This is a genomic window from Brevundimonas sp. AVps5, from assembly GCF_058681515.1.
The window spans coordinates 1,234,728-1,261,100 of record NZ_CM178740.1; the positions used below are offsets into that span (position 1 = coordinate 1,234,728).

Consider the following 26,373-nt stretch of genomic DNA (forward strand, 5'->3'; position numbering starts at 1 on the left):
GCGCACGATGGGCCCGGTCGCGTCAGATTTCCAGCCTCAGCCCCATCGCCTCGGCCAGGGCCTTGGCCCGGCGCCGCGTCTGCTCGCCCAGAAGAACGTCGGCATAGCCCGGCGATGCGGTCAGCCTCAGGGCCCCATTCGTCACAGTGACCGAGGCATTGGCCAGCAACTGCGGCGAACGTCCCGAAAGGTCGCAGCCCAGCCGCATGGCCAGACCCAGGGCCCGGGCGCTGGCGCGGGCGTCGTCGCTGAGAAGCCGGTCGACGATAGTCGCCGCGGGGGTGGAGGCTCCGCCGCCGTAGCGGCCGTTCAGGGCGCAGGCCAGCCAGACCCGCTCCGAATGGGTCTGGCCGGGGATCGGCGCGCGCAGGACCTGGGCGAATACCAGTTCCAGCCGGTGATCGGGATGCAGCCGCGCGCCGAGGTCCGCCAGCCGACAGGCGGCTGCGGCCAGTACGGCGTCGCGCTCGCGGCCGAAAGCCTCGGGCAGGGCGGCGATGACATCGCCCAGCCAGGCGTTGAGCGCAGCGGGCATGGCCGGAGAGATCCCCTGGCGTGCGCCCAGGGCGGCAGCGCCGGCGATCAGCGGATCCGCCGGCACCTCGTCCTGATCCAGCGTCTCGTAGAGCAGGCCCTCGCGCAGGCCCCAGGCGGAGAAGGTGATGGTCTTCAGGCCCAGGGTGTCGATCAGACCCTCAAGCACCAGGGCGGCATAGGGGAGCGTCTCTGCGCGCCGTTTGGATATGCCTGGCAGGCGGTCGAGCGAGGCCCGGGATTGCTGCGCCACCAGCCGGGCGACGCCGCGCGCGTCCTCGGCGCTCATCGTGTACTGGTGTACGATGCGGAGCGGATAGTCGCTCATCTCCATGTGCAACTGGGCCAGCGAGCGCCAGCCGCCTCCGACGGCGTGCAGTTCGCTCGCCGAAAACTGCGTCGCCGCCGGCTTCAGGCGGTGCGCGATCGCGGCGCGCAGCCGTCCGGCGTCGAACCCCCCGGGATCCGCCAGGCTGAACGGCCCGAGCGGCAATGTGATGCCGGACGACGCCATCCCGTCCCCGACCTTGATCAGCTCCAGGCTCGACCCGCCCATGTCGGCGGCGACGCCGGTCGAGCGTGGCTCTCCGGCCAGCACGCCGAGCGCGGCGTATCTGGCCTCTTCCTCCCCGGTCAGGACGCGGACGTGCAGGCCCGTGGTGGCGGCCACGCGGTCGCAGAAGTCCTGACCGTCCCGGGCTTCACGCACGGCGGCGGTGGCGGCGACGAAGGTGTAGGTGGGCCGAACCCCCTCCAGTACCGCGGCGAAACGACGGAGGGTCGTCATCGCCATCTCGACGCCCGCTGGTGACAGCCTGCCGGTTTCGGGCAGGTCGCGACCGAGGCCGGCCAGGACCTTTTCGTTGAACACGGTCCAGATAGCGCGGCCTTCCAGCCGATACAGCACCATACGGATGGAGTTCGACCCTATGTCGATCACCGCCGCCTCGCGCGGCGTCCCGTAGAGTTCGCTCACTGACCGGGCCGATCGTAGCGCAGCGCTTCCGGCCGGGTCTTCACCTTGCGGCCCCGGCCCGAAAGGCTGGGGTTGGTCATGAAATACTGGTGCGCCGAGAAGGGCCGCGCCGGATCGGCGGGAGCGACGCGGGTGTAGCCGCCGTCCGGTCCCAGGGTCCAGCTCTGGGCGTCGTCCTTCAGGTTGGCGACCATGATCTGGTCCAGAACCTGATCGTGGACCGTGGCGTTGGTCACCGGCGTCATGATCTCGACCCGGCGGTCGAGGTTGCGCGTCATCCAGTCGGCCGACGAGATAAACACTTTCGCCTTGTCGTGCGGCAGTTCCTTGCCGTTGGCGAAACAGATGATCCGGCTATGCTCCAGGAAGCGGCCGACGATCGACTTGACCCGGATGTTCTCCGACAGGCCCGGCACCCCGGGACGCAGGCAGCAGATGCCGCGCACGACCAGCTCGATGCGCACGCCCCACTGGCTGGCGCGGTAGAGGGCGTCGATGATCTCGGGATCGACCAGGGCGTTGAGCTTGACCCAGATGGCCGCCGGCTTGCCCTTGACCGCCGCCGACATCTCCTTGCCGATCAGCTCGATCAGCGTCGCCTTCATGTTGAGCGGAGAGACGACCAGCGCCTCCAGATCCTCGGGCTGGGCATAGCCGGTGATGTAGTTGAACACCCGCGAGGCATCGCGCGCCAGGACCGGGTCCGAGCTGAACAGGCTGAGGTCGGTGTAAACCTTGGCCGTGATCGGGTGATAATTGCCGGTGCCGAAGTGACAGTAGGTCTTCAGCGCGTCGCCCTCGCGACGGACGACAACGCTGAGCTTGGCGTGGGTCTTGTACTCGACGAAACCGAAGACGACGTGGACGCCGGCCCGCTCCATGGCGCGGGCCCAGCGCAGGTTGGCCTCCTCGTCGAACCGCGCCTTGATCTCGACCAGGGCCACGACGTTCTTGCCGTTCTCGGCCGCCTCGATCAGGGCCGCGACGATCGGGCTGTCCTTGGAGGTGCGGTAGAGCGTCTGTTTGATGGCGATGACGTTGGGGTCGCGCGCCGCCTGACGCAGGAACTGCACGACGACGTCGAAACTCTCGAACGGGTGGTGGATCAGGATGTCCTTCTCGCGCACCGCGGCGAAGACGTCACCGCCCTGATCGCGGACCCGCTCCGGATAGCGGGGCTCATAGCCGGGGAACTTCAGGTCCGGGTGGCCCGAGGGAATCAGTTCGCCCAGCTGCGCCAGACCCAGCATGCCGGCGACCAGCACAACGTCCTGCGGCGAGGCTTCCAGTTCTCCGACGATGAACTCGCGCAGATCGGCGGGCATGGACGCCTCGATCTTCACCCGCACCACCGAACCCAGGCGACGCTGTTTCAGCGCCTCCTCGAACTCGAGCACCAGATCCTCGGCCTCTTCCTCGATCTCGATGTCACTGTCGCGGATCAGGCGCAGCACGCCCTTCTCCAGCACCTCGTGGCCGGGGAACAGGTGTTCGATGAACAGCAGCAGGACGTTTTCGAGCGAGATGAACCGTCTGCGCCCCTTCACCGACCGCCCGTCGCCGGTCAGTTCCCAGAAGCGCCGCACCTGGGTCGGCACGGGGACAAGGGCATAGAGGGTCTTGTTATCCCGTTCGCGACGCAGCTTCAGCGCGAGCGAGAAGCCCAGGTTGGGCAGGAAGGGGAAGGGATGCGCCGGGTCGATGGCCAGCGGCGTCAGCACGGCGAACAGTTGGTTCAGGAACTCCGGCTCCAGCCGATCCTTGTCGGTCTTGGTGATTCTGGCCGGATCGACGACCTCGATCCCGGCGCCGGTCAGTTCCTTGCGGAGTTGACGCCAGCGTTTCTGCTGTTCGGCCATCAGCTCGCCGGCGGCGATATTGACCTTCTCCAGCTGTTCGGCGGCGGTCAGGCCGTCGGCCGACAGAACCCGAACCCGCTCGCGAACCTGGCCCTTCAGGCCGGCCACCCGGGTCATGAAGAACTCGTCGAGATTGTTGGCCGAGATCGACAGGAACCGCAGCCGTTCCAGCAACGGGTGGCTGGGGTTCGCCGCCTCTTCCAGAACCCGGGCGTTGAAGGCCAGCCAGCTGATCTCGCGATTGAAGAACCGCGCAGGCGAGGCCATCAGGTCCTCGTCCAGGTGCAACTGGGGCGCTCGTGAAGAGGGGACTTCCTCGCCCCGGGTGGCGTCGGATATGGCGGCGTCGGACATGAGCCGGTTGTGGGGCGCGATTGTTACGGCTGCAACCCTTCCCATAACTCTCCGTCATCCCCGTCCCCCTTAACCTCCGTCATCCTCGCCCCCACCCTCCGTCATCCTTGGACGAGCGCAGCGAAGATCCGAGGACCCAGCTGCACAGGCTCCAACGCAACGCCGACGTCAACACGGCGCGGCTGGGTCCTCGGGTTCGCTTCGCGCCCCAAGGATGACGTAGGTTAAGGGGGAGGGCGGATGACGGAGCCAGGAAGGGCAGGCGTTCAATCCTCGTACCAACCGTCCGACAGGTCCCGCCACTCGGGGTTCTCGTTCTCGATCAGGTCGAGCTTCCACTTCCGCAGCCAGTGCTTGATCTGTTTCTCCCGCTTGATGGCGGCGATGACGGTCTGGGACGTCTCGTACCAGACCAGGGTCCTGCACCGATGATCCGCAGTGAAGCCATCATGATCGCCGCGCTTGTGCTGGAGCACGCGCTTGGGAAGATAGGTCGCCATCCCCGTGTAGATCGTGCCGTTGCGCCCGCTGGCCATGATGTAGGTCGCGATGAACTGACGGTGCGTCTCTCGTTCGAGCATTGGCTTACCCACCCCTTCGTCATCCTTGGGGCGCACAGCGAACCCGAGGACCCCGCCGCACGATGCATAACTCAGAGTGGTATCGTCAAACGCCGCCCGGCTGGATCCTCGGATCTCCGCTACGCTTCGTCCGGGGATGACGTAGATATGAGGTCGAGAACCTCGCGCGCCAGCGCCCGGTTTACCGGTCGATGCTCGGCGTCCAGGCGCTCCACGACGGTTGCAGCAGCAGCAGCGGACCGGTCGATCCGCATCACCAGATAGTCGATCACCCCGTCTCCGGGCGTGATGCTGCGCTCGGCGAACCGGGCGTTGAGGATGGCCGACAATACCGCGTCGTCGGGCGCCTCCATCGCGATCACGCGCACGGCGTCGAGGCGCGAACGCAGGTCCGGCACGGCGACCTGCCAGCGACGGGGAGAGGGCCGCGACACCATCAACAGGGCACCGCCGTCCTGCTGGGCCAGGTTGATCAGGTGGAACAGGGTCTCGTCATCGGCCTCCTCGGCGATGTCGAGCAGGACGGGCCGACCTTCCAGCTCCCGCGGATCGGCCAGGGCGGCCTCGGCACCGTTCAGGGGGATGGCGCCGATCCGTTCGGCCCAGACGGCGGCCAGATGGCTCTTGCCGCATCCGGCGGGGCCGCAGATGGCCATGACCTGTCCCGCGCTGTCCGGCCAGGCGGCCAGGGCGTCGACGGCATAGGCGTTGGAGGCCGAGCGCACGAAGGCCGTCGCGCCGTGAGGTGCCTCCCGGGTCAGGGGCAGCCTGAGCTGTTCGCGATGGGGACGGCGCGCTGACATGGGGTCACCATAGCAGATCGGCCGGATTGTCCTGATACGGGATCACGATGCGACGGGGACAGACGATCGGCCCCTGTGGACCGCTGCGACCGCTTCTGACGTTGCACAAATAAAGTCATGTGACGCGGAAATGGCCGTCCCGTCCCGCCGGGCGGCCTTGCCGGAGCCCTGACGCGTCCTGGTGTCGTATCGGGTTAGACTATCGGAGAGTCCGGCCAGGAGGCGTTCGCGCCTGACCATCCGGACTCGGCGGACTCGGCGGACAGTGTTTTCGAGTCCGCCGCCACGGCCCGATCCGACCGCCGACCTTGACTTTCGGGGGCGCGGATGCGCCTTACGCCGCTTCCAATTCCCGCCGTTTTGCGGCCGATTCAGACGATTTCCTCATGCACGCCTATCGCTCCCACACCTGCGGTGCCCTCCGGTCCTCGGACGCGGGCTCCAATGTGCGCCTGTCCGGCTGGGTACACCGCAAGCGCGACCACGGCGGCCTGCTGTTCATCGACCTGCGCGACCACTACGGCCTGACCCAGCTGGTCTTCCACCCGGAGACCCCGGGCTTCGCCGCCGTCGAGCGTGTGCGCGCCGAGAGCGTGATCCGCGTCGACGGTGAAGTGGTCGCCCGCGACGCCTCCGTGATCAATGCAAGCCTGCCGACCGGCGAGATCGAACTGCGCGTCTCGGGCGTCGAGGTCCTGTCCGAGGCCGCCGAACTGCCGCTGCCGGTCTTCGGCGAGCCTGAGTACCCTGAGGAAATCCGCCTCAAGCACCGCTACCTCGATCTGCGCCGCGAGACCCTGCACAAGAACATCGTTCTGCGCTCGCGGGTGATCTCGTCGATCCGCCAGCGTATGGTCGGTCAGGGCTTCCTGGAGTACCAGACGCCGATCCTGACGGCTTCGTCGCCGGAAGGCGCGCGTGACTTCCTGGTGCCGTCGCGTCTGCACCCGGGCAAGTTCTACGCCCTGCCGCAGGCCCCGCAGCAGTTCAAACAGCTGCTGATGGTCTCGGGCTTCGACCGCTATTTCCAGATCGCCCCCTGCTTCCGGGATGAGGACCTGCGCGCCGACCGGTCACTGGAGTTCTACCAACTCGACGTCGAGATGAGCTTCGTCACCCAGGAGGATGTTTTCGCGGCGATCGAGCCCGTCATGCACGGGGTGTTCGAGGAGTTTGCTGACGGCAAGCCTGTCTCGCCGATCGACGGCGCCCATACCTTCACCAACGACTTCGGCCAGACGTTCGAGCACGCCGGCTTCGAGCGCCTGACCTACGCACAGTCGATGAAGTGGTACGGCACCGACAAGCCCGACACCCGTAACCCGATCAAGATGCAGGACGTTTCGGAGCATTTCCGCGACGGCGGCTTCGGCCTGTTCAACAAGATCCTCGCCGCCGACGAGAAGAACGCCGTCTGGGCCATCCCGGCCCCGACCGGCGGCTCGCGCGCCTTCTGCGACCGCATGAATTCCTGGGCCCAGGGCGAAGGCCAGCCGGGCCTCGGCTATATCTTCTGGTCGGATGACAACAACGCCTGGGGCGGCCCGATCGCCAAGAACCTGGGCGAGGCCACCGACGCACTGATGACCGCGCTGGGTCTCGGCAAGGGCGACGCCGCCTTCTTCGCCGCCGGCTTGCCGTCAGTGTTCGCCAAGTTCGCCGGTCTGGCCCGCACCCGCGTCGCCACCGAGCTGAAGCTGGTCGACGAAGAGCAGTTCAAATTCTGCTGGATCGTCGACTTCCCGATGTTCGAATGGTCCGAGGAAGAGAAGAAGGTCGACTTCTCGCACAATCCCTTCTCGATGCCGCAGGGCGGGCTCGAGGCGTTGGAAGGCCAGGACCCCCTGACCATCCGCGCCTATCAGTACGATATCGTCTGCAACGGCTATGAGCTGTGTTCGGGCGCGATCCGGAACCACAAGGCCGAGATCATGCTCAAGGCCTTCGAGATCGCCGGCTACGACGCCTCGGTGGTCGAGGAGCAGTTCGGCGGCATGCTGAACGCCTTCCGCTACGGCGCGCCGCCGCACGGCGGTCTGGCCCCCGGCATCGACCGCATCGTCATGCTGCTGGCCAACCAGGTCGCGATCCGGGAAGTCATCGCCTTCCCGTTGAACCAGCAGGGCCAGGATCTGCTGATGAGCGCGCCGGCCGAGGCTCAGGAGCGCCAGTACAAGGAACTGCACATCCGCCCCAGCCTTCCGCTGAAGTAACCCCGCCGCTCAAACAGGGGCCGGGTCGACGGCGGTCGCGGTCAGTGGCGGTCGGCGCTGGCGAAGTCACGGCGCGGTGACGGCGCGGCCGGTGGCGCGGGCAGAGCCGGGGGTGCCGGCATCCGGATCATGCCCCGCGTGCCGCAGGACCGGACGCTGAGCCCGCGCGGCAGACGTGTCGAGGAGTCGCCGCAGGCCTGGGAGATCTGGGTCTGGGTCAGGCCCGCGGCCCCCGACAGGTCGGCGCCCCGGATATCGGTGCGGCGTAGCGAGGCGTCGGTGAAGACGGCCCTGCCGAAGGTCGCCTGGGCCAGGCGGGCACCGTCCAGTTGGGCGTTGCTGAAGTTGGCGGCACTGAAGTCGCCGCCGGCCATGTTGGCCGCGTTCAATTCGGCGTTGGCGAAGGAGGCACCGCGCGCACTGACATTGGCCAATGTGGTGCCGAAAAGCTCTGTGTTCGACAGATTGGCACCTGAAAGGACCGCGCCGTTCATATTGGCGCCCATCAGTTCCGTCCCTGACAGGTTGGCCCGGCTCAGGTCCGCCCGGCTGAAAACAGCGCCCTGGGCTTCCGCGCCGCTGATGTTGGCGTCGCGGAAGGCCGCCCCGCTGAAGTTCGATCCCTGGAGTTCGGCACCGGCCATGTTGGCGCGGCTGAAGTCGCTGCCCGAGAAGTTCGAGCCGACCAGTTCGGCGCCGCGCAGGTCCGCGCCGATCAGGGTCGCACTGGTGAAGGTGGCTCCCGTGAAGGTCGCGCCGGCCAGGTTGCGGCCTGACAGTTCGCAGCGGTTGCAGGTTCCGCCCAGCGAAATCATCCGCGTCACGTCGGGTTCCTGGATCGACAGCCTGACCTCGGCCGCAGCCGGAGCCGCGAGCGCCGAGAGGCCGGCCAACAGCGCCAGCGCGGGCAGGGTGGCGGAGAGGCGGCGGGAAAGAGTCATCGTCTGTTTCACGCCACCTAGATGATCCCTGATCACCGGAAACCCTACTTAAATCGCGGTAAGACTGGAGGTCGTCAGCAGGCAGGAATGCGCAGGCTTCCGGGCAGGGTGGTCGCGGCGTCGCCGCAAGCCCGGTTGAGCTGGCCCTGGGTCAGGCCCGTCGAGCGCGCCAGTTGAGCCCCGGAGAAGTTGGTCCCGGCCAGGGTCGCGCCCGAAAAGCTGGAGCCTTCGAGGTAGGCGCCGACGAAGCTGGCGTTGGTCAGATCGGCCCTGTTGAAATTCGAGCTGGAGAAGACGGCGCCATAGGCCTCGACGTCACGCAGATCGGCACCGGAGAACCGGGTGCGGTTCATCACCGCCAGGCTGAGGTCGGCCTGGCGCAGTCGCGAGCCGCCCAGGTTCAGGCCGCGCGCCTCCAGACCCGAGAAATCGCCCTGGAACAGGTTGCAGCCGGAACAGCTGGCACCACCGCGCACACGGGCGATCTGACCCGCGTTCTGGGCCATGGAAGGGGCGGATACAGCGCATGAGAGAACGATGGCGAGGATCAGGCGATGCAAGACGATACTCCGAAGCTGGCCAGCCAGCAGCAGTCAGGCGTCATAGTCTAGGGCACAGGGTTTACGATCTCCTGAACCGGCGCCGCCATCCCGGCGAGGACGGCGCGAAACCCGTCGGACAGGGGCCGCGAGACGCCGTCCACGGCCCGCACATAGGTCAGGGCGACCTCGACCAGGGTCTGGTCGTCGCGGGTGACATCGACCCGGATCGCATAGCTGGATCGGCCCAGTCGGGTCATCCCGACACGCAGATCGAGCCGGTCGTCGAACCGGGCCGAGGCACGAAAGGTCGCGTGGGCGTCGACGACGTAGCTCTGGCCCATGTCGCTTTCGGGGTCGCTTGGGACGCCGGCGGCGCGGAAGAACTCGAGCACGGCGACGTCCGCAAAGACGAGATAGTTGGGATTGAAGACGACACCCTGGGCGTCGACCTCGCTCCAGCGGACACGCAGGGGATGGCTGAAGGCGGACATTTCAGCCCCGCATCTGGGGCGCGATCCCGCAGGTGTCGCAGATCCAGGCCCCGCCGCGCTGCTGAAGGGTGAAGTCGCCGCAGGCAGGGCAGGCGTCAGCCTCACCGTGATCACCGCTTCGGCCCGACGTTTCGGCCTTCCGGCCGAACGGCAGGACCACGAGATTGTCCGGCGTGGCACCCCGGGCGAATCCCTTCGAGATGAACCGGGCGGCGGGGACCAGTTCGTCGGCCTTGCCCGAACCGAGGCCATCGGCGTCCAGCGGCTCCGCGTCGGCGTTGGCCAGTTCGTGGCGGTCGAGATAGGACACGCCCAGTTCGCGGAAGATGTAGTCCAGAATCGAGGTCGCGGATCCGATGGAGTCGTTGCCCGTGACCCGCCCTGCAGGCTCGAACCGGGTCAGCAGGAAGGCGTCCACGAACTCGTCCAGCGGCACGCCGTATTGCAGGCCGATGGAGATCGCGATGGCGAAATTGTTCATCAGGCTGCGGAAGGCGGCACCTTCCTTGTGCATGTCGATGAAGATCTCGCCGAGCTCGCCGTCCTCGTATTCGCCCGTGTGGATATACACCTTGTGGCCCCCGACAGCGGCCTTCTGGATGTAGCCCTTGCGGCGGTCGGGCAGTTTGCGGCGGGTGCGGACGCGCTCGACGACGCGTTCGACGACGCGCTCTGTCGTCGCCGGGCGTGGCTGCGGCGCGGGCTCCGGCGCGCGCCGGGCGGGCTCGAAATCCGGAAGATGAAGCAGAGGCTGGTTGGAGGCCTGACGGCGCGACAGCCGAATCGCACGACGGCCTTCAGACGCGGCCTGGGTCAGCATGGCCATGGCCGCGCCGATCCCTGCCCGGCTGGGCAGTTCGACGGAGGTCATGTCCGCGACATCGCTGAACGTCTCGGCTGCACGGGTCAGGCTGGCTGAGGCGAGCGCCAGGTCGGCGAGAATGGTCTTCAGCCTCAGCGGCGCGCTGGGCCAGGCGGACAGGTCGCGGTGGCCGAACACATGATCCGTCGCGGCGGCGATCTCTTCCGGGGAGGCCAGCAGGGCCAGCAGTCCGCTATGGCCCACGGTCTCCTGATCGAAGCCGAGGACGTCACGGATGAACCCGGCCTCAAGGACAGGGGCGAAGGCCTCTTCCAGCCGCTCGACATGGGCCAGAGCCTTCTCGACTGCCTCCAGTTCCAGTTCGGTGAAGCCTTTTGCCGCGAGTTCGGCATGACCGAGCGCGGGCGAGTCCATCAGTGTGCGCCGGCCCAGCAGCCAGCGTTCGGCACCCTCGACATCGCCGCCCTGGGCCGTGATGGCGGCGGCCAGCGTCGGGTGCAGGCGACGCACCATGTCGCCGTCCCGGGTCTGGAAGACTTCGATGCCGGAGAGCGCAGCGACGCCGAGTCGCAGATCCCGTTCAGAGTCGGCCCCGAGGGTCGCGATCAGACATTGCCGTCGACCTGATGTGCTGGCGGCGGCGTGGGCCTGGGCGGTTCGCAGGGCGGCCGCCCGCCCAAGCTCGCTCGTCAGGTCGGCGAGGCGGGCCTCGCGCGTCTCCAGGGCGGCCAGGACGGCTTCGGCTGCGACGGGCCAGTCGGCGGCCGGGCGGAGCGTTTCTGCCAGTTCGCTCGACGCGAGGGAGGCCGCCGCCGCGAACAGGCCGGATGCGGCGGCGAATTCGGTCTCGCTGATCGCCCCGTCGGCTTGGGCGACCAGCCAGTCGAGACCGCTTGCCAGCGTCAGAACCACCGGACGCACCGCATGCCGCCGACGCGCCAGCCGCCCGTCCGGGGCGAAGCCGCAGGCGACCTCGATCTCCAGCGCCGTCGTCCACAGCCGGGCGAGCAGGTCGAGGGCCTCGACCATGTCGGGCAGGGTTGCTGCCACGGCGGGGAGCGCAATGGCGCAGCCCGGCGCGATGGCGAGATCCGCAGCGGCCTCTGCATCGCGAACGGAAAAGGCCACGACCAGGTCGTCGGCCAGGCATCCGTCGGCGGCGGCCCTAAGGGGGGCATCCATTGGCGAGGCAGGATCGGCGACGGCGACAACCCGTATCTGCTTCAGCGGCTCGGGCTCCGGCGCGGAGAAGACCCGTCCCGCGATGGCGTCCAGAATGGCCGTGTCGTCGGCACCGGCCCGACGAGCGGCGAGGGCGGCGCGGCCGAGAGCAGGATTGGCGGCAGGGTCAGCGCACACCGGGGTCGGGCCTTCACAGCGCCTGACTGCGTCTGTCACCGCGCGCAGGGTGCGGGTGACGCCGGACAGGGCATGGGCGGTCACACGCGCCGTGCGTCGCCGCGCCGTGTCGCTTTCGAATCGGGCGCGAACACCGGCGTCGCCGAGATCGAAGACGGTCGCGTTGCGCGAGGGGCCGGCCTGGTCATCGGCCGCCGGCGGCGTCCGTGCGCCTTCCAGCAAGACCACCGACGGCGCGGCGAGACCCAAAAGTACGCTGGCGACCAGTTCAGAGGCGAAGGTCTCGGCATCCGGCGCGGACGGGAACACTCCCGTCGAGCGGCCCCACGCCGCAAGACGGGCGGCCCAGCGGTCGAGTGCGCCGTCCAGGACGGGAGGTCCAGCGGCCGCAGTTCGGGAGGGCGCGCCTTCCAGACGAGGCCAGTCGTCGGGTGACTGATCGTGCCAGTCCAGCCACGCTTCCACCCGCGCGTCGCTCCAGCCGGCCGGCGCCATCACGCGGATGACGCGGTCAGCCCGCTCGATCTCGCGCGCTTCGCACACGACGGAGGCGGAAAGGTCGGTCAGGAAGGGGGTGAAGCGCATACGCAGGCCCGAACAGGATCGTTTCGTCAGCCTAGGGCGGTCCGCGCTATCGCCGCAATAGATGTAGCGGTCAGACGACGGGTTACCCCCAAGATGTTGCTGGAGACGATTTGGGCGGGACGCTGGACGCGGAGGCGGCCGGTTTCTATGATCGACGAAGTGGATCGGGCCTCCCGCCGATCCGAATCTGGACTGGAATCGCCTCGTGCTCGGCAGAATCTTCGGTTGGACGTCCGGCGCGACGATCGGCACCCTCTTCACCATCGCCAAACGCGGCGAGTTGATCGGGACCGACGAGAACGGCAACCGCTATTACCAGTCGCGGGACAACGTCAGCTACGACGGCCGCAAGCGCCGCTGGGTTGTCTACGAAGGCTATGCCGAGGCGTCGAAGGTGACGCCCGACTGGCACGGTTGGCTGCATTACACCTTCGATGAGCCCCCGACCGAGGCTCCGCTGCCGCGCCGTCACTGGGAGCTGGATCACCGTCCCAACATGACCGGCACGCCGCTGGCCTGGCATCCGCAAGGCTCGCTGTTGGCCGAGGGCGTGCGCCCGGCGGCCACCGGCGACTACGAGGCCTGGAAGCCCGAATGAACGGTGCCCGCATCCTGCTGATCGGCACGGCGGCCGTCGGGCTGGCCGTGTCCGGCGGCGTGGTCGCCGGCGGCTGGCAGAACGCGCCGGCCCAGGACGCGACCCCGGCTGCCGACACGATCGGCGACGCCCTGCGGGCCGACCCGACGCAGGAGGCCGCTCCGGCTGCAGATCCAGCGCCGGCCGTGCCCATCGCCATCACGCCTCCCCCTCCGGTCGAGATCGCCACGGCCGCTCTGGAAGAGGACAACGCCGACGAACAGGCCGGCGATGAGGATGCGGAGGACAAGGACGCGGACGATGCCGAGTCCGGGGAGGACAAGGCCAAACGCCTCGCCGCCGACACGCCTGTCCCGCGTCAGCGTCGTCGGGTCGCCATCATCGAGGCGATCGACAAGATCACCGCAGAGAGCATGCGGTTCGAGGTCGAGGTCGGCGGACGGCCTGTGCGCTTCAACCAGTCACTGATCTTCACCGCCCGCGCCTGCGAGGTCTCGGCCGAGAATGAACTGGTCGATGACGCCATCGCCTATATCGATGTGACGTTGCAGCCGAAGGCGGCGGGCGCTGCTCCGCGCCAGATCTTCCGGGGCTGGATGTTCTCGTCGACTCCGGCGCTAAGCGGGCTGCAGCATCCGATCTATGACGCCTGGGTCGTGGGCTGCAAGGCATAGGTCACGGCCTCCGCGCCTGAGAGCGGGCGGGTGAACGCTGCCTGGTCCGGTATCGCTTCGAGTGCGACAGCCAGACGCTTCAGATAGGTGCGCTGCGGGATCTCAACCAGTCCGAACTGGTCCAGATGCGGCGTGCGGAACTGGGCGTCGAGCAGACGCCATCCGCCGAGCCGCAGACGGGCCACCAGATGGGCCAGGGCGACCTTGGACGCGTCTGTGGCCCGGCTGAACATGCTCTCGCCGAAGAAGGCTCCGCCCAGGGTCACCCCATAGAGGCCGCCGACCAGCACCTCATCGCGCCAGCATTCGATGCTGTGGGCGTGGCCCCGCAGGTGCAGGTCCAGATAGAGGCCCATGATCGGGTCGTTGATCCAGGTCTCTTCACGACCCGGTCCAAAAGCGGCACAGGCATGCAGGACGGCGTCGAACGCCGTGTCCACACGCACGACGAACGGTTCGCTCCGGATCGTGCGGCGCAGGCGGGTGGGGATATGGAATCCGCCGAGCGGAATGACGCCCCGCTGTTCCGGCTCGACGAGATAGACGCGCGGGTCGTCCCGGTCCTCGCCCATCGGAAAGACGCCGTGGGCGTAGCACTGTAACAGGGCGTGGGCGTCGAACGGGTCCGGCGGCGAAAAGGCGCTGGCCGCCGGATCCGCCACGTCAGGCGTCTGTCTTTTGACGCCTGGCCCAGTTTTCCAGCCAATGGATGTCGTAGTCGCCCGACAGGATGTCCGGCTCCTGCAGCAGCTTCTGGAACAGCGGGATGGTGGTGTCGATGCCGCCGATGACCATCTCGTTCAGACTGCGCTTCAGGCGGGCGACGCACTCGGCGCGATCGCGGCCGTGGACGATCAGCTTGCCGATCAGGCTGTCGTAGTAGGGCGGGATCGAATAGCCGGCGAAGATGGCGCTATCCAGCCGCACGCCCAGGCCGCCGGGGGCGTGGAAGTCGGTCACCGTCCCTGGCGAGGGGGCGAAGGTTTCCGAATTCTCGGCGTTGATCCGGACCTCGATGGCATGGCCTTCGAAATGGATGTCGTCCTGGGTGAAGGACAGCGGCAGGCCGGCCGCGATGCGGATCTGTTCGCGGACCAGATCGACCCCGGTGACGGCCTCGGTGACCGGATGCTCGACCTGCAGGCGGGTGTTCATCTCGATGAAGAAGAACTCCCCGTCCTCCCACAAAAACTCGATGGTGCCGACGCCGAGGTAGCCGATCTTGCCGATGGCCTTGTTGACCGTCTCGCCGATGGCGACGCGTTCGGCGGCCGACAGGGCGGGTGAGGGGGCTTCTTCCAGCACCTTCTGGTGGCGACGCTGGAGCGAGCAGTCGCGTTCGCCGAGGTGGACGACGTTGCCGTGGCTGTCAGCGACGACCTGGATCTCGATGTGGCGCGGCTTCTGGAGGTAGCGTTCCATATAGACCGCGCCGTTGCCGAAGGCGGCCTTGGCCTCGGTCTGGGCGGTCTGGACGGCCTCGACCAGGTCATCGGCGGTCAGGGCGACCTTCATGCCGCGTCCGCCGCCGCCCGCCGCCGCCTTGACGATCAGGGGGAAGCCGATGGTCTTGGAGGCCTCGATGGCGGCTTCGATCGTCTCGACCTCGCCGGCCGAGCCGGGGACGCAGGGGATGCCTGCCTCAAGCACCGTCTGCTTGGCGCTGATCTTGTCGCCCATGATCCGGATGTGCTCCGGCTTGGGACCGATGAAGGTCATGCCGTGAGCTTCGACGATCTCCGCAAAGCGGGCATTTTCCGACAGGAAACCGTAGCCCGGATGGATCGCCTGGGCACCGGTGATCTCGGCCGCCGCGATGATCGAGGGGATGTTCAGATAGGATTTCGCCGCCGGAGCGGGGCCGATGCAGACGCTCTCGTCCGCCAGCCGCACCCACATGGCACCGCGATCGGCTTCAGAGTGCACCGCGACGGTGGAGATGCCCATCTCCTTGCACGCACGATGGATGCGAAGCGCGATTTCGCCGCGGTTGGCGATGAGGACTTTGGTGAACACGGGCTCAGACCTCGAGAACGACGAGGGGTTCGCCGAACTCGACGGGCTGGGCGTCGCCAACGAGGATCTCCTGAACCACACCGTCGCGTGGCGACTGAATCGGGTTCATGGTCTTCATGGCCTCGACGATCAGCAGGGTCTGGCCCTTCTTGACCTTGTCGCCGGCCTTGGCGAAGGGCGGGGCCTCGGGCGAGGCCTGCAGGTAGACGGTGCCGACCATCGGCGACTTCACCGTCTCGCCCGACTTTGCGACAATGGTGGCGGGGTCGGACGGCATCGAGAGCGGCGCGGCTTGTGCGGCGGGCGCAGCCGCCGCCTGCGGGGCATAGGCCGGGGTCGGCGCATACTGCATCACCGGGGCGGCGGTGATCTCGCGGGCGACGCGGATGCGCAGTTCGCCGCGCTCGACCTCGATCTCGGTCAGCGAGGTGTCGTTGAGGATGTCGGCCAGCTGGCGGACCAGCGTGGTGTCGATCTCCACCGAGGGCTCGTTATCCAGTTTCTTGTCGGTCGCCATGAGAGCTATGCCTTGTGGTCTGGGTTCATCGGGCTGGCGACGGGGAGCGTTCCCGCGCCAGCCGGAGGGCGGCCTTGACGGCCAGTTCGTAGGAATGGGCACCGAAGCCCGAGACAATACCCGAGGCCGCCAGCGAGACGTAGGAGTGTCGCCGGAATTCCTCGCGCGCCGCCGGGTTCGAAAGATGGCACTCGACCACCGGAATGGTCAGGGCCTTGAGCGCATCCAGCAGGGCGATGGAGGTGTGGCTGTAGGCCGCCGGATTGATGACGAGCGCGACGGCCTCCGTGCGGGCCTCCTGGATCCAGTCGACCAGTTCGCCTTCATGATTCGACTGGCGGAAGACCACCGTCGCGCCTTCGGCGGCCGTCTCGCACAGGGCCTGGACGTCGGCCAGGGTCTCGCGCCCATAGATATGCGGCTCCCGCACCCCCAGGAGGTTGAGGTTGGGGCCGTTCAGGACGTAGAGGACGGGGGTTTCGGGCATTCGCTCCGGACGGGTTGGCGACGGGCCAATGGATGTGGTCGGCACCGCTTCGGTGGGGCGGCCTTTTAGCGGAACGGCGTCGCTCGTCAAAGCCGAGGTTGCGCCGAACGGATCGGGTTGACGTAACGACATGCGCATTCAAGTCAACGGAGATACGCGCGAGGTCGCCGCGCGGACGGTTCTGGCGCTCGTCGAGGAGCTCGGATTCGACGTCCGCAAGGTCGCCGTGGAGCGCAACCTGGCCATCGTTCCCCGGTCGCTGCATGCCGGGACTGCGCTTGAGGACGGCGACCGGATCGAGCTGGTTCAGTTCGTCGGCGGGGGCTGAGCGGGTTCCGTTTCCAGGCGCACGAGCCTAGATGAGGGGCATGAACGCTCCTTTCGTCGCACCGATCGCCGAAACACCGGCCGATAGCTGGACCGTCGCCGGTCGCACCTTCTCCTCGCGCCTGATCGTCGGCACCGGCAAATACGCCGACTACGCCCAGAACGCCGCGGCCGCCGAGGCCGCGGGCGCCGACATCGTCACCGTGGCGCTGCGCCGGGTGAACCTCAGTGATCCGTCCCAGCCGATGCTGGTCGACTATCTGAAGCCGGAACGGTTCACCTTCCTGCCCAACACGGCCGGCTGTTTCACGGGCGAGGACGCGGTCAGGACGCTTCGTCTGGCGCGCGAGGCGGGGGGCTGGGACCTGGTCAAGCTGGAGGTTCTGTCGAACTCGGCCCACCTGTATCCCGACATGATCGAGACGCTCAGGGCCCTGGACCTGCTGGTCAAGGACGGGTTCGACGTGATGGTCTACTGCACTGACGACGTCGTCATGGCGAAGCGTCTGGAGGATGCGGGGGCGGCGGCGATCATGCCGGCGGCCGCGCCGATCGGATCGGGGCTGGGCCTGCAGAACGCCGTCAATGTGCGGCTGATCGTGGAGCAGGCCGGGGTGCCCGTGCTCGTCGATGCAGGCGTGGGCACGGCCTCGGACGCGACCGTGGCGATGGAGTTGGGGTGCGACGCCGTCCTGACCAACACCGCCATCGCCGGGGCCAGGGACCCGATCCGCATGGCGCGGGCGATGAAGCATGCCGTTATCGCCGGGCGAGAGGCCTATCTGGCCGGGCGAATGGCGAAGAAGATGTACGCCGATCCGTCGTCACCGCTGGGTGGCCTGATCTGAGCTTGACGGAACGCGGGTTCGGAGACAGGGTGTTCCTGTAATGTTCCGGAGCGACCGATGCGCACCCTGACTCTCCGAGGCTATCTCGCCGTGGCTGTTCTCGGCCTGTTGATCGCGATCGGGGTCATGGCCGCCGGAAGCGCCAGAGCTCAGGAGACAACAGTGCATCACGCCGTGGGGACCTTCGAGGTGGCGATGGCGCCCGCCGATGCCGAGGTGATTGAGGCAGGCCTGGGTCTGTCCCGCTACATCCTGTCCAAGACCTTCAGCGGCGGCATCCAGGGCGTGTCGGTCGGCCAGATGCTGACCGGCGGGCCTCCGGGCGACACGACCGGGACCTATATTGCGTTGGAGCGGTTCGTGGGCACGCTCAACGGCAAGGAGGGCGCCTTCCTGCTGGCCCATCGCGGCGACATGAGCCCGGAGGGCTATACGCTGTCGATCACCGTCGTGCCGAACTCGGGCACCGGAGCGCTGGCGGGGATCAGCGGGGACTTCGCCCTGACCCTCGAAGGCGGGGAACACCGCTACGACCTGGGCTACAGCCTGCCCAACCCCTGAGACGATCGCGGCGCTTGGAAGCGCTACTCGACTGGTGCAGGATCGTCGCCTCGGTTCGAGGGGAAGACGATGCGACTGAAACTGCTGACCTTCACCGCCGTCGCCCTCTGTCTGGCGGGGCCGGCCGCCGTGGCGGATGCGACCTCGGCGGCTGCGGATGCGGAGGCGAGCGCCTCCCTGTTGCAGAACCCGCGGGGATGCGGCCGGGTCGGGTCGGTGCTGGACGCCGCGCCGGAAGACTCCATGGTCCTGGTGCCCGGCTTCGGCGAGGTCGCGAGTTGGACGGTCGACACGACCAACCCGGAGGCCCAGGCCTGGTTCGACCACGGGGTGCGGCTGCGCTGGGCGTTCGAGCACAAGGAATCGGTCCGGGCCTTCCGCCGGGCGCGGGCGATCGACCCCGACTGCGGCCTGTGCGCCTGGGGCGAGGCCTGGGCGACCGGGCCCAACATCAACGGCGGCGGCACGGATGACGCCTCCCTGCGGGCCGGATTGAGGCTGGCCCAGCTGGCCCGGCGCGAGGCGGGAGGGGCCACTGCGGTCCAGCGTCAGATGATCGACGCCCTGATCCAGCGCTATTCCGGGGCCAGGGCCAGCCAGGGCGTTCGCTTCGCCCGGGCCATGGACCGGATCGTTCGCCGTAATCCCGACAGCCCCCTGATCGCCGCAATCGCCGCCGACGCCTGGATGCTGCAGGCCGACGAATGGTTCGACGAGGAGGGCCTGCCCAAGGACCGCGGCATCGTCCGGGCCATGGATATCCTTGAGGCGTCGCTGGCGAAGGCACCCGACGATCCCGGCACCATTCACCTGTACATCCACCTGACCGAGTGGTCCGACGACCCGCACAAGGCCATTCCCTATGGCGAGAGGCTGGCCCGGCTGGCACCGTCGGCCAGCCATCTGGTGCATATGCCGTCGCACACCTTCTATCGGGTCGGCCGCTATCGGGATGCGATGAGGTCCAATGTCGAGGCAGTGGCGCTCGACAAGCGCTACGACGAGCTGGCCGCACCTCCGGGCGGGATCACGGGGATGCCGCTGCACGCCCACAACATCCATTTCGGCATGGGCGGGGCCCTGATGGCCGGCGGGGCGGAGGAGGGGCTGAAGCTGGCCGAGGGCTTCCTGGCCACCTATCCCGACATCCCGGCGGAGAACCAGTGGCGTCAGCTGATGGCCAACGACGCCTATGCGATCTACGGCCGGTTCGGCTCGCCGGCCCAGGTCGCGGCCCTGGCCGAGCCGCCTGAAAGCAAGCCCCTGCTGCGCGCAAGCTGGCACTACGGGCGGGGCGAGGCGGCGGCCCGGGCCGGGAACGCGGCGACCGTTCGGGCCGAGGCCGGGGCCATCAAGGCGATCCGCGAGGGCGACTCCCTCACGGGCGACCAGGCCGACGACATGAAACTGTTCGTCGAGGTCTCCCAACGGGTGCTGGAAGGGCGTGCGGCCATGCTGGAGGGCAACGCCTCCGCCGCCGTGGCCGCCTTCACCCGGGCCGCCGAGATCCAGGGCATGGAGGAGGAGGGCGGCGACCCGCCGATCATCTGGTTCCCGACCCGACGCAGCCTCGCCGCCGCCCTGCTGGCCAACGGCGACGCGGCCGGAGCGAAGGCGAAGATCGAGGAACTTCTGACCGACTGGCCGATGGACCCCTACAGCTATTTCGTCCTGGCCGAGGCCGAGACCGCCCTGGGGAACACCGCCGCCGCCGCGGCCGCCCGGGACAAGGCGCGGGTCGAGTGGATCGGCGGGGAGATGAGCCTGAAGCTGGCCTGACCCTCTAGCGACGGGTCATGGCCACGGAGCCGATGTGGCCGCCGATGGGCAGGAAGCGCATGCTGACGCGCGCCGCGCCGCCGAGGCCGGTGCGCGTCCGGCTCGCGATTGTGAAGATCAGACGGGCGCCCCCCGAGCGCGTCGGCATGACCGCGACGAATTCGGCGTTGCGGATGTGACAATCCGCCGGTTCGCTCCGCAGGGTACAGGTCAGACGGCCCGTCGGCTGGCCCGCGACGGTCAGGGGCAGGTCGTCGTCGTCCATCTCGACGTTGATCTCCATCCCCTCTCGCTCGGCAGGGGTGATGACCAGGGTCCAGCTGCCGATCACGTCGCGGTTGGTCAGGGGGCCTGACTGGGCGAGGACGGGTTGGGCGATCGCAAGGACGGCCGCCGCGATCATCGTCAGTTTCAGCATCCCGGGCTCCCACGCTTGCCGAAGGGGCAGGGACGCACGTTCCAGACGCCCTGCCACGTTAATCTTTGGAGAGGTTGGCCTCTGTCCGGTTCCGTCCGTCGGTCCGGACGAAAAACACCCTGACGAAACGGACGAAACGGACGAAACGCCCCGGGTCAGCTCTCCGGAACGTCTTCGGCCTCGCCTTCAGCCTCCTCGGCGAGATTTTCGTCGTGCCCCTCGGCGACGGCCTCGTTGAGACGGCGCAGATAGGCGGCGCGGACGTAGTCGATGTCGCGGAAGGCCGAGGAATCGCTTTCCAGACGGCAGGCGGCGTTGTTCACCAGCTGGACCAGCCGCATCCACGAGACCGCCTGTTGCGGCCGGTCGACGGCGGCGTTCTCGGCCGCCTGACGGAAGGCGAAGCGCCGCAGGGACCGGGCATTCGGATTGAACAGGAGGGCGAAGCGGGACACGGATTCGGCCTCGTCGACCTCCTCCAGCGCCGGGTCGATCTCCATCTCCTCGTCCTTGGTGCGCGGCCCGGCCATCCACGGCGGCGGCGGGGCGAGGCGGGACGGCAGGAAGTCGGGCCGCCGCCAGCCCTCGATAGCGGCGCGACGACGGACACTGCGGTCGGTCGTGCCGTAGCGTTCGGCGATGACGGCGCAGCTGACGCCGGCGATGAAGTCCTCGCGGGCATGGGCCCAGGCTTCGGCGGTAAGACGGGGCGGTCGGTGTTTGATCTCGGTCATGCCCGGCATTGTCCGCCCGTTTCATAGGAAGGCGCGGATAAAGGCTCTCGTCAGAGCCGGGCGTTGAATTCAAAGGGGTTCGGGGAGGATGTGTTGATCACATCGGGGCTATCGGATACATTCACGGCCGGAAAGCAGACCCTTCCAACGTCGGCAACGGGTGGAGGGCGGACATGCGCCCGGGACGTGAGATGGGGCGCATCAGCGCCAGATGCGGACTCGCCGTTCCCGACCGAAACGCGACTTTCAGGATTTCGCCAGAGGCTTCAGAGGCGAGCCCCACTGCATAATGCAGGCATCCGGGAAGAGTTGTCTTTTTCCAATCGGGAATCCAGACGCATCAAACGAAAATTGGATCGCCTACAGAGTTCGGTCCATCGACCGCTCGTCTTTGGCCGATCGCGCACTCTGCAGGCGCGCTCGACAGGAGGCGTTTGACCCGTTTGACCAACTGGTCAGGTCGGAAGGGCTTGGCGATGAAGTCGGCGGCGCCGTTCGATATCGCGCGTCGGACGTGCCGTTCGCCGCCTGATGCGGTCAACATGAGGACCGGCGTGTCTCTATGAAATCGATCGGCCTTCAAGGTGCGCAACACGTCGAAACCATCGAGGACCGGCATCGCTACATCGAGGATTACGAGGTCCGGGAAGTCGATGTCCGCACGGTGAAGTGCGTCTTCGCCGTCTTGGGCAATCGTCACTCTCATGCCATGGCCTTCGAGGGTCTGCCGAACCAGAGCCGCCAGATAACGGTCGTCCTCGGCGACCAGAATTCGGGGCTGGGGCAAGTGAAATCACCGTTCACCGGGACCGATGCGGCCCCCTCTCGGCGAGCAATCTGGTGCCCACAGATGAAGATCGGGTTGCAAGGATCAGGATCCCTTGTGGGCTCGCGTGTAGTCGTCGAGCCAGAGCAGTGTGTCCTGCTCCAACAGATCGCAGACCATGTCCGCCAGGGCGTCGAACTGAATCGGCTTGCAGACATAGCCCGACGCTCCGGCCTGTTTCGCCCGGACGATGTCCTCGATGTCATGGGAGGCCGTGAGCATCAGAATTCGGACATGGTCCCATGAGCGGGCGGCCCGAAGATGACGCAAGACCTCCAGCCCCGGGATGTCCGGCAGCCCGAGATCAAGAAGCACCAGGTCAGGGGGCGCGTCGGCCATACGCGCCAACGCTCCGGCTCCGGTGCCCGCGACTGTTGTCTTTTGCCCCCTCGACGAAAGGATCGCCTGGGCGAGTTGCTGGATAAAGGGGTCGTCGTCGACCACCAGAACCTGGTGAGGGCCACGCGGCTTCTGACCCGACACCATCTCGCGCGCCTAAGATGTAATCATGCGGCCCACCGCATTGATCAGCGCTTCGCCAGAGAGAGGCTTTTGCAGCCACGTCGCACCGAGATATTCGGCTTCGAGACGACCGTCTTCAGATGACCATGCCGTCAATATCAGGACCGGCGTCGTGGAGATGTCTGGATCTGCACGGATTTGTTTGAGGGTCTCGGTGCCGGACAGGTCCGGCATGGAAAAATCCATGACGATTGCCGCCGGCGCCAAGGAACGTGTCTTGACGACACATTCGGCACCCCCGCTGGCCACGGCCACAACATAGCCTGCGCGCTCAAGGTGGATGCGTGCCAAATCTCGCATAAATGGATCGTCATCGACGACCAGGATCGACTGGCGGGTGCTCACTTGAATGTAATCCAAACCCAGGAATCAGGCTGCAAGAGCCATCCAGTTCTTAACAAGTTGGTCTTGAGTGAACGGCTTGGCAAGCTGGACCTTGGCGCCGAATGTCTCGGCGAGTTTCAAATAGAATGCGGGGCCGAGGCGTCCTCCGCCGGTGACCGCAAGAACAGACATGTTCGGCGCGATGGCACCCAGTTGCTGCAACACCTCGACGCCGTCGACTTCGGGCAGGATGATATCCAGCACCATGCTGGCGTCGGGATGCCGGCGGGCCATGTCGAGCGCCTGACGACCGTCCGAGGCATGGAACACTTCAACATCCGCCGACAGGAGAGCCGCACTGATTTCGGATGACCAGAAAGGGTCGTCCTCGACGACAATGCATTTCGGCACGGACTAACCCACTGCGGTGCTAGGAATACGCCCCCCCCCCCCCCCCCCCCGGGGGGGGCGAACATTGTTCACTATAGAAATTTTCAAGAGAGCGCCACCCGGCTTGCTAACTCCTGGATAAGCGGCTCGAGCGTTTCGGGTCCGGCACCCAGATCGCGGCACCGTATGGCCGCCGCTTCGAGATCGAACGCCGCGTTGGAAACCGCCATGAAGCCAAAGCTGCCGGCTGTTCCGGCGATGGAGTGGCTGTAGGCCGCAATGGCATCGGCACGACTGTCCAGGGGCAAGGTGCCGAGGCGAGCGAACTCGCTCTCGAACGTATCCATTTGCGTCCTGTACCTTGCTTTCAGCTCTTGCAGTGGGTCGTGCGTCACCGCGTCTTCAGAGGCCGGTGGGGCAGAGCGATCATTAAACCCTGCCACGCGAGAGAGCAGGCTCAGCAGGTCCTCCTCCTTGATCGGCTTGCCGAGATGATCGTCCATCCCAGCAGCGCGACAGGCTTCAATCTGGTCCGCAAGGACGTTCGCGGTAAGGGCAACGACGGGTATGCGCTGCGCCCCGTTGGCCATCGCGCGGATCAGACGGGTCGCGGCCAGACCGTCCATGCCCGGCATCTGCACATCCATGAGGACGAGATCGAAGCCGGCGTCCCGACCGAGCAATCCGATCGCCTGGTCTCCCGACGTGGCGCAGACGACGGCGTGGCCCGCCTGCGAAAGCAGGATGTCCAGAAGTTCCAGATTCGTCACGACGTCGTCCGCCGCGAGAATCCTCAAAGGCCGGGTCGATGATGCGTTTGTCGATGCCGAAGCCGGCGGCGACTGAGCTTCGGCCGGCGCATACGGCAGGGTAAAAATCGCCGTCGTCCCGACGTCGGGTCGGCTCTCCAGGGTCACGTCGCCTTGCATCAGCCGGGCCAGAGATCGGCTGATATTGAGTCCCAGACCCGTCCCCCCATATCTGCGACCGACCGCTGTGTCGGCCTGGGTGAAGCTCTGAAAGAGACGGGAGAGAGCTTCAGGGGAAATGCCGATCCCTGTGTCTGCGACCCTCAGATCGAGCTGTCCGGCCGAAATCCCGACCGTCAGTGTGACCGAACCCTCATGTGTGAACTTTGCCGCGTTGCCGAGCAGGTTCAAAAGCACCTGTCTTGTGCGTTGCTCGTCACCCATCACCCAGGGGCTGACGCCGTCGTCGAACGCGAGCTGCAGATCCAGTCGCCCGGCCACACTCACCTGCGTCAGGTCGACCACATCGGTCGCGAGCTCTTTCAGATCGAAAGGCTGTCGCTCCATCGTCATCTTGCCGGATTCGATCTTGGAGAAATCGAGGATGTCGTCAACCAGAGCCGACAGCCCCTTTCCTGCCGAGCGGATGCGATCGAGATAGCGCCGCTGACCGTGGTCCAACGCTGTGTTGGACAGCACCTCTGCAAATCCCAGCACCCCATTGAGGGGGGTGCGGATTTCGTGGCTCATATTGGAGAGGAAGTCGGCCTTGGCCTTGCCGGCGGCCTCCGCCGCCTCGCGCGCTGCCTCGGCCTCGCGCCGTGCCCTGAGAATCTCGGCCTCGTACTTCCGGCGATCCGATGCCGGGAACACGGCAAGCCGAATGACGCCCTGGTCTCCCTCCGGCCCGCCGATCAGCACGGCGTTGAGGAGAACCGGTGCCCGGGCGCCGCTGGCCGTGACCAGATCGAAGGCCACCTCATCCACCCGCCCCTGCATCCTCAGAAGCGGCGCGACATGGGTCTCGAAGTAGATCCGCCCAGCCACGGTCAGCAGGCCGGGAAAGCCCGTCACGCCGATCATCGACCCGGGTGATCGCCCCACCAGTCCGCTGAAATAGCGATTGCAGGCCGTCAGGACATAGCCCGGCCCCAGCACGGCCAGGCCGCAGGGCGCCAGGTCGAACAGCGGCTCGAGAGTCGAGCCAGGGGCGGTGGGAGGGGGAAGCGGCACGCGTATTCCTAGCCGGCGCGCAGCCCGTGATCGTCCAGATAGGCTCGCATTGCCGCGATCGTCGCCTCGGGGGCGCTCAGGTGCGGACAATGACCGGTGGTGTCCAGCGTGGTCAGGACGCTGCCGGCAATGGCCGCCTGGACATACCGCCCCACCACGGGCGGGGCGATGCTGTCTTCAAGGCAATCGATGATCAGGGTCGGCGTCGCCACCGCGGCGAGGTCCTCACGGGAATCCGACAGGAAGGTGACGCGAGCGAACTGCCGGGCGATGTCGGGATCGGTGGTGCAGAAGCTGTTCGACAACTCCTCCGCCAGTTCCGGCCGGTCGGGATTGCCCATGATCACCGGGGCCATGGTCGTGGACCAGCCCAGATGGTTGGCGTCGAGGAATTCCAGGAGCTCGTCGATGTCGGTGCGGGCGAAGCCGCCGATATAGTCCGCGTCGTCGATATAGCAGGGTGACGGACAGATCATGATCAGGTGGCTGAACAGGCCCGGCCGGCGCGCGGCGGCCAGCACGCCGATCATGGCGCTGACCGAATGGCCGACAAACACCACATCCTTCAGGTCCAGGGCGTCGCACAGGGCCACGACATCGTCGGCATAGCCGTCGAGCGAGGCGTATTTGTCGCGATCATAGGCCGACAGGTCCGAACGCCCGGCTCCTACATGGTCAAATACGACGGTCCTGAAATCAGCCGCGAAGGCCGGCGCAACCAAACGCCACATGTTCTGGTCGCAGCCGAAACCGTGCGAAAACAACATCGGCCGCACGCCCTGGCCTGAAATCTGGACCGCGTGCTTCTCCACAAGGGTCAAAGCCACTCTCCTGGACGAAACTGACGGAAGGGACGCACACGGATCAGACATGGCAGGCTTTAACATCCGGTCAAGACCTCGCCAGCGCAGCCTGGCAGGCGACGGGAAATGGCCCCGGAGGTTTCCCCCCGGCGCCGTTTCATCGCCCGCTGCCGAGCCGGTGCCAGGCAGCCTCACGCGCGCCGAAGCGCGGCGTGACTTACCTGATCTGGACGGACGCGCCGGCTTCGGTCAGCTTTCTGGCGACTACTTCGGCCTGGGCCTTGGAGACGTTTTCGACGACGTTCTGCTGAGCGCCTTCGACCAGGTCCCTGGCTTCCTTCAGGCCAAGGTCCGGACGGACGCCGCAGACGGTGCTGTTTCGCGGAATGGCGGTTAGGCGCAAAGCGGGGAGGGCGGGAATGAAGGAGTCTGGCTCGCAGTGCCGGTACGGAGTGTCCACTCCTCAACATCGCTCCAAAGACGAACCGCACCGGCTGACAGCGGAC

General features: G+C 67.0%; 27 protein-coding genes and 1 pseudogene. 7 read left to right on the plus strand and 21 right to left on the minus strand.

Going from position 1 to position 26,373, the window contains the following annotated elements; translation table 11 throughout:
• Positions 1-22: 22 nt before the first annotated feature.
• The 4 genes from ACW18A_RS06300 to ACW18A_RS06315 all read right to left on the minus strand — a co-directional run bounded on the left by ACW18A_RS06300 (position 23) and on the right by ACW18A_RS06315 (position 5,107).
• On the minus strand, positions 23-1,444 hold the full coding sequence (locus tag ACW18A_RS06300) for a Ppx/GppA phosphatase family protein (RefSeq protein WP_492024349.1): 1,422 nt from the start codon (positions 1,442-1,444) through the stop codon (positions 23-25).
• Between the two features lie 62 nt (positions 1,445-1,506).
• Positions 1,507-3,723 (minus strand): RNA degradosome polyphosphate kinase, encoded by a 2,217-nt coding sequence (locus ACW18A_RS06305; RefSeq protein WP_492023939.1) that lies wholly within the window; start codon positions 3,721-3,723, stop codon positions 1,507-1,509.
• Positions 3,724-3,989: 266 nt separating this feature from the next.
• Positions 3,990-4,304 carry a GIY-YIG nuclease family protein gene (locus tag ACW18A_RS06310; protein ID WP_492023940.1) on the minus strand — a complete coding sequence of 105 codons (315 nt, stop codon included), beginning with the start codon at positions 4,302-4,304 and terminating at the stop codon, positions 3,990-3,992.
• A 119-nt stretch (positions 4,305-4,423) separates the two neighbouring features.
• The gene (locus ACW18A_RS06315) at positions 4,424-5,107 is read right to left on the minus strand and encodes a P-loop NTPase family protein (RefSeq protein ID WP_492023941.1); all 684 of its coding nucleotides are present in this window, start codon (positions 5,105-5,107) and stop codon (positions 4,424-4,426) included.
• Positions 5,108-5,493: 386 nt separating this feature from the next.
• Here ACW18A_RS06315 and aspS point away from each other — a divergent pair, with 386 nt between their 5' ends.
• Positions 5,494-7,320, plus strand: coding sequence for an aspartate--tRNA ligase (gene aspS / locus ACW18A_RS06320; RefSeq protein ID WP_492023942.1), 1,827 nt, complete (start codon positions 5,494-5,496; stop codon positions 7,318-7,320).
• Positions 7,321-7,361: 41 nt separating this feature from the next.
• On the opposite strand, the gene ACW18A_RS06325 is transcribed toward aspS, so the two are convergent.
• The 4 genes from ACW18A_RS06325 to ACW18A_RS06340 form a co-directional block, all read right to left on the minus strand.
• Positions 7,362-8,261: a pentapeptide repeat-containing protein gene (locus ACW18A_RS06325; protein WP_492023943.1), complete on the minus strand. Its 900-nt coding sequence runs from the start codon at positions 8,259-8,261 to the stop codon at positions 7,362-7,364.
• Between the two features lie 74 nt (positions 8,262-8,335).
• Positions 8,336-8,767: a pentapeptide repeat-containing protein gene (locus ACW18A_RS06330; protein WP_492024350.1), complete on the minus strand. Its 432-nt coding sequence runs from the start codon at positions 8,765-8,767 to the stop codon at positions 8,336-8,338.
• Between the two features lie 101 nt (positions 8,768-8,868).
• On the minus strand, positions 8,869-9,294 hold the full coding sequence (locus ACW18A_RS06335; RefSeq protein WP_492023944.1) for an acyl-CoA thioesterase: 426 nt from the start codon (positions 9,292-9,294) through the stop codon (positions 8,869-8,871).
• 1 nt (position 9,295) lies between these two features.
• Positions 9,296-12,061, minus strand: a complete 2,766-nt coding sequence (locus ACW18A_RS06340) for a TSCPD domain-containing protein (protein ID WP_492023945.1) — start codon at positions 12,059-12,061, stop codon at positions 9,296-9,298.
• A 205-nt stretch (positions 12,062-12,266) separates the two neighbouring features.
• On the opposite strand from ACW18A_RS06340, the gene ACW18A_RS06345 reads away from it, so the two are divergent.
• Together ACW18A_RS06345 and ACW18A_RS06350 are read left to right on the plus strand one after the other, a co-directional pair.
• Positions 12,267-12,659 carry an NADH:ubiquinone oxidoreductase subunit NDUFA12 gene (locus ACW18A_RS06345; protein ID WP_492023946.1) on the plus strand — a complete coding sequence of 131 codons (393 nt, stop codon included), beginning with the start codon at positions 12,267-12,269 and terminating at the stop codon, positions 12,657-12,659.
• Complete coding sequence (locus ACW18A_RS06350; RefSeq protein ID WP_492023947.1) at positions 12,656-13,333, plus strand: DUF2155 domain-containing protein; 678 nt, start codon at positions 12,656-12,658, stop codon at positions 13,331-13,333. The genes ACW18A_RS06345 and ACW18A_RS06350 overlap by 4 nt, the downstream gene beginning before the upstream one ends.
• Here the strand turns inward: ACW18A_RS06350 and aat are convergent.
• Genes aat through aroQ form a run of 4 tightly spaced genes read right to left on the minus strand, consistent with a single transcriptional unit; the run spans position 13,300 to position 16,353 of the window.
• Positions 13,300-13,995, minus strand: coding sequence for a leucyl/phenylalanyl-tRNA--protein transferase (gene aat / locus ACW18A_RS06355; protein WP_492023948.1), 696 nt, complete (start codon positions 13,993-13,995; stop codon positions 13,300-13,302). The genes ACW18A_RS06350 and aat overlap by 34 nt on opposite strands.
• A 1-nt stretch (position 13,996) precedes the next feature.
• Positions 13,997-15,349: an acetyl-CoA carboxylase biotin carboxylase subunit gene (accC, locus tag ACW18A_RS06360; protein WP_492023949.1), complete on the minus strand. Its 1,353-nt coding sequence runs from the start codon at positions 15,347-15,349 to the stop codon at positions 13,997-13,999.
• 4 nt (positions 15,350-15,353) lie between these two features.
• Complete coding sequence (gene accB, locus ACW18A_RS06365) at positions 15,354-15,866, minus strand: acetyl-CoA carboxylase biotin carboxyl carrier protein (protein ID WP_492023950.1); 513 nt, start codon at positions 15,864-15,866, stop codon at positions 15,354-15,356.
• Positions 15,867-15,891: 25 nt separating this feature from the next.
• Positions 15,892-16,353 carry a type II 3-dehydroquinate dehydratase gene (aroQ, locus tag ACW18A_RS06370; protein WP_492023951.1) on the minus strand — a complete coding sequence of 154 codons (462 nt, stop codon included), beginning with the start codon at positions 16,351-16,353 and terminating at the stop codon, positions 15,892-15,894.
• A gap of 130 nt (positions 16,354-16,483) precedes the next feature.
• On the opposite strand from aroQ, the gene thiS reads away from it, so the two are divergent.
• The 4 genes from thiS (at position 16,484) to ACW18A_RS06390 (ending at position 19,868) form a co-directional block, all read left to right on the plus strand.
• A complete protein-coding gene (thiS, locus tag ACW18A_RS06375; RefSeq protein WP_303695557.1) occupies positions 16,484-16,681 on the plus strand; it encodes a sulfur carrier protein ThiS in 198 nt (65 codons plus the stop codon).
• A gap of 40 nt (positions 16,682-16,721) precedes the next feature.
• On the plus strand, positions 16,722-17,528 hold the full coding sequence (locus ACW18A_RS06380; protein ID WP_492023952.1) for a thiazole synthase: 807 nt from the start codon (positions 16,722-16,724) through the stop codon (positions 17,526-17,528).
• Positions 17,529-17,585: 57 nt separating this feature from the next.
• Complete coding sequence (locus ACW18A_RS06385; RefSeq protein WP_492023953.1) at positions 17,586-18,089, plus strand: DUF3224 domain-containing protein; 504 nt, start codon at positions 17,586-17,588, stop codon at positions 18,087-18,089.
• Between the two features lie 69 nt (positions 18,090-18,158).
• A complete protein-coding gene (locus ACW18A_RS06390; RefSeq protein ID WP_492023954.1) occupies positions 18,159-19,868 on the plus strand; it encodes a tetratricopeptide repeat protein in 1,710 nt (569 codons plus the stop codon).
• Between the two features lie 4 nt (positions 19,869-19,872).
• On the opposite strand, the gene ACW18A_RS06395 is transcribed toward ACW18A_RS06390, so the two are convergent.
• From ACW18A_RS06395 to ACW18A_RS06435, 9 genes and pseudogenes are all read right to left on the minus strand, one after another.
• A complete protein-coding gene (locus ACW18A_RS06395; RefSeq protein WP_492023955.1) occupies positions 19,873-20,286 on the minus strand; it encodes a hypothetical protein in 414 nt (137 codons plus the stop codon).
• A 155-nt stretch (positions 20,287-20,441) separates the two neighbouring features.
• Positions 20,442-21,020: a hypothetical protein gene (locus ACW18A_RS06400; protein WP_492023956.1), complete on the minus strand. Its 579-nt coding sequence runs from the start codon at positions 21,018-21,020 to the stop codon at positions 20,442-20,444.
• A gap of 340 nt (positions 21,021-21,360) precedes the next feature.
• Positions 21,361-21,807: a response regulator transcription factor gene (locus tag ACW18A_RS06405; RefSeq protein ID WP_492023957.1), complete on the minus strand. Its 447-nt coding sequence runs from the start codon at positions 21,805-21,807 to the stop codon at positions 21,361-21,363.
• 84 nt (positions 21,808-21,891) lie between these two features.
• Positions 21,892-22,290, minus strand: a complete 399-nt coding sequence (locus ACW18A_RS06410; protein ID WP_492023958.1) for a response regulator — start codon at positions 22,288-22,290, stop codon at positions 21,892-21,894.
• A 51-nt stretch (positions 22,291-22,341) separates the two neighbouring features.
• On the minus strand, positions 22,342-22,713 hold the full coding sequence (locus ACW18A_RS06415; protein ID WP_492023959.1) for a response regulator: 372 nt from the start codon (positions 22,711-22,713) through the stop codon (positions 22,342-22,344).
• 24 nt (positions 22,714-22,737) lie between these two features.
• Positions 22,738-23,103: a response regulator transcription factor gene (locus ACW18A_RS06420; RefSeq protein ID WP_492023960.1), complete on the minus strand. Its 366-nt coding sequence runs from the start codon at positions 23,101-23,103 to the stop codon at positions 22,738-22,740.
• An 83-nt stretch (positions 23,104-23,186) separates the two neighbouring features.
• Positions 23,187-25,064 carry an ATP-binding protein gene (locus ACW18A_RS06425; RefSeq protein ID WP_492023961.1) on the minus strand — a complete coding sequence of 626 codons (1,878 nt, stop codon included), beginning with the start codon at positions 25,062-25,064 and terminating at the stop codon, positions 23,187-23,189.
• 8 nt (positions 25,065-25,072) lie between these two features.
• Positions 25,073-25,891 carry an alpha/beta fold hydrolase gene (locus ACW18A_RS06430; protein WP_492023962.1) on the minus strand — a complete coding sequence of 273 codons (819 nt, stop codon included), beginning with the start codon at positions 25,889-25,891 and terminating at the stop codon, positions 25,073-25,075.
• Positions 25,892-26,084: 193 nt separating this feature from the next.
• A pseudogene (locus ACW18A_RS06435) lies at positions 26,085-26,237 on the minus strand (ribosomal protein L7/L12); the annotation flags it as partial.
• Positions 26,238-26,373: the final 136 nt, after the last annotated feature.

Excerpts from the sequence above, each read along its gene's own strand:
- ACW18A_RS06300 (WP_492024349.1), bottom strand. The coding sequence starts at position 1,444 with ATGGTGCTGTATCGGCTGGAAGGCCGCGCTATCTGGACCGTGTTCAAC.
- ACW18A_RS06305 (WP_492023939.1), bottom strand. The coding sequence starts at position 3,723 with ATGTCCGACGCCGCCATATCCGACGCCACCCGGGGCGAGGAAGTCCCC.
- ACW18A_RS06310 (WP_492023940.1), bottom strand. The coding sequence starts at position 4,304 with ATGCTCGAACGAGAGACGCACCGTCAGTTCATCGCGACCTACATCATG.
- ACW18A_RS06315 (WP_492023941.1), bottom strand. The coding sequence starts at position 5,107 with ATGTCAGCGCGCCGTCCCCATCGCGAACAGCTCAGGCTGCCCCTGACC.
- aspS (WP_492023942.1), top strand. The coding sequence starts at position 5,494 with ATGCACGCCTATCGCTCCCACACCTGCGGTGCCCTCCGGTCCTCGGAC.
- ACW18A_RS06325 (WP_492023943.1), bottom strand. The coding sequence starts at position 8,261 with ATGACTCTTTCCCGCCGCCTCTCCGCCACCCTGCCCGCGCTGGCGCTG.
- ACW18A_RS06330 (WP_492024350.1), bottom strand. The coding sequence starts at position 8,767 with ATGGCCCAGAACGCGGGTCAGATCGCCCGTGTGCGCGGTGGTGCCAGC.
- ACW18A_RS06335 (WP_492023944.1), bottom strand. The coding sequence starts at position 9,294 with ATGTCCGCCTTCAGCCATCCCCTGCGTGTCCGCTGGAGCGAGGTCGAC.
- ACW18A_RS06340 (WP_492023945.1), bottom strand. The coding sequence starts at position 12,061 with ATGCGCTTCACCCCCTTCCTGACCGACCTTTCCGCCTCCGTCGTGTGC.
- ACW18A_RS06350 (WP_492023947.1), top strand. The coding sequence starts at position 12,656 with ATGAACGGTGCCCGCATCCTGCTGATCGGCACGGCGGCCGTCGGGCTG.
- accB (WP_492023950.1), bottom strand. The coding sequence starts at position 15,866 with ATGGCGACCGACAAGAAACTGGATAACGAGCCCTCGGTGGAGATCGAC.
- aroQ (WP_492023951.1), bottom strand. The coding sequence starts at position 16,353 with ATGCCCGAAACCCCCGTCCTCTACGTCCTGAACGGCCCCAACCTCAAC.
- thiS (WP_303695557.1), top strand. The coding sequence starts at position 16,484 with ATGCGCATTCAAGTCAACGGAGATACGCGCGAGGTCGCCGCGCGGACG.
- ACW18A_RS06380 (WP_492023952.1), top strand. The coding sequence starts at position 16,722 with ATGAACGCTCCTTTCGTCGCACCGATCGCCGAAACACCGGCCGATAGC.
- ACW18A_RS06385 (WP_492023953.1), top strand. The coding sequence starts at position 17,586 with ATGCGCACCCTGACTCTCCGAGGCTATCTCGCCGTGGCTGTTCTCGGC.
- ACW18A_RS06390 (WP_492023954.1), top strand. The coding sequence starts at position 18,159 with ATGCGACTGAAACTGCTGACCTTCACCGCCGTCGCCCTCTGTCTGGCG.
- ACW18A_RS06395 (WP_492023955.1), bottom strand. The coding sequence starts at position 20,286 with ATGCTGAAACTGACGATGATCGCGGCGGCCGTCCTTGCGATCGCCCAA.
- ACW18A_RS06400 (WP_492023956.1), bottom strand. The coding sequence starts at position 21,020 with ATGACCGAGATCAAACACCGACCGCCCCGTCTTACCGCCGAAGCCTGG.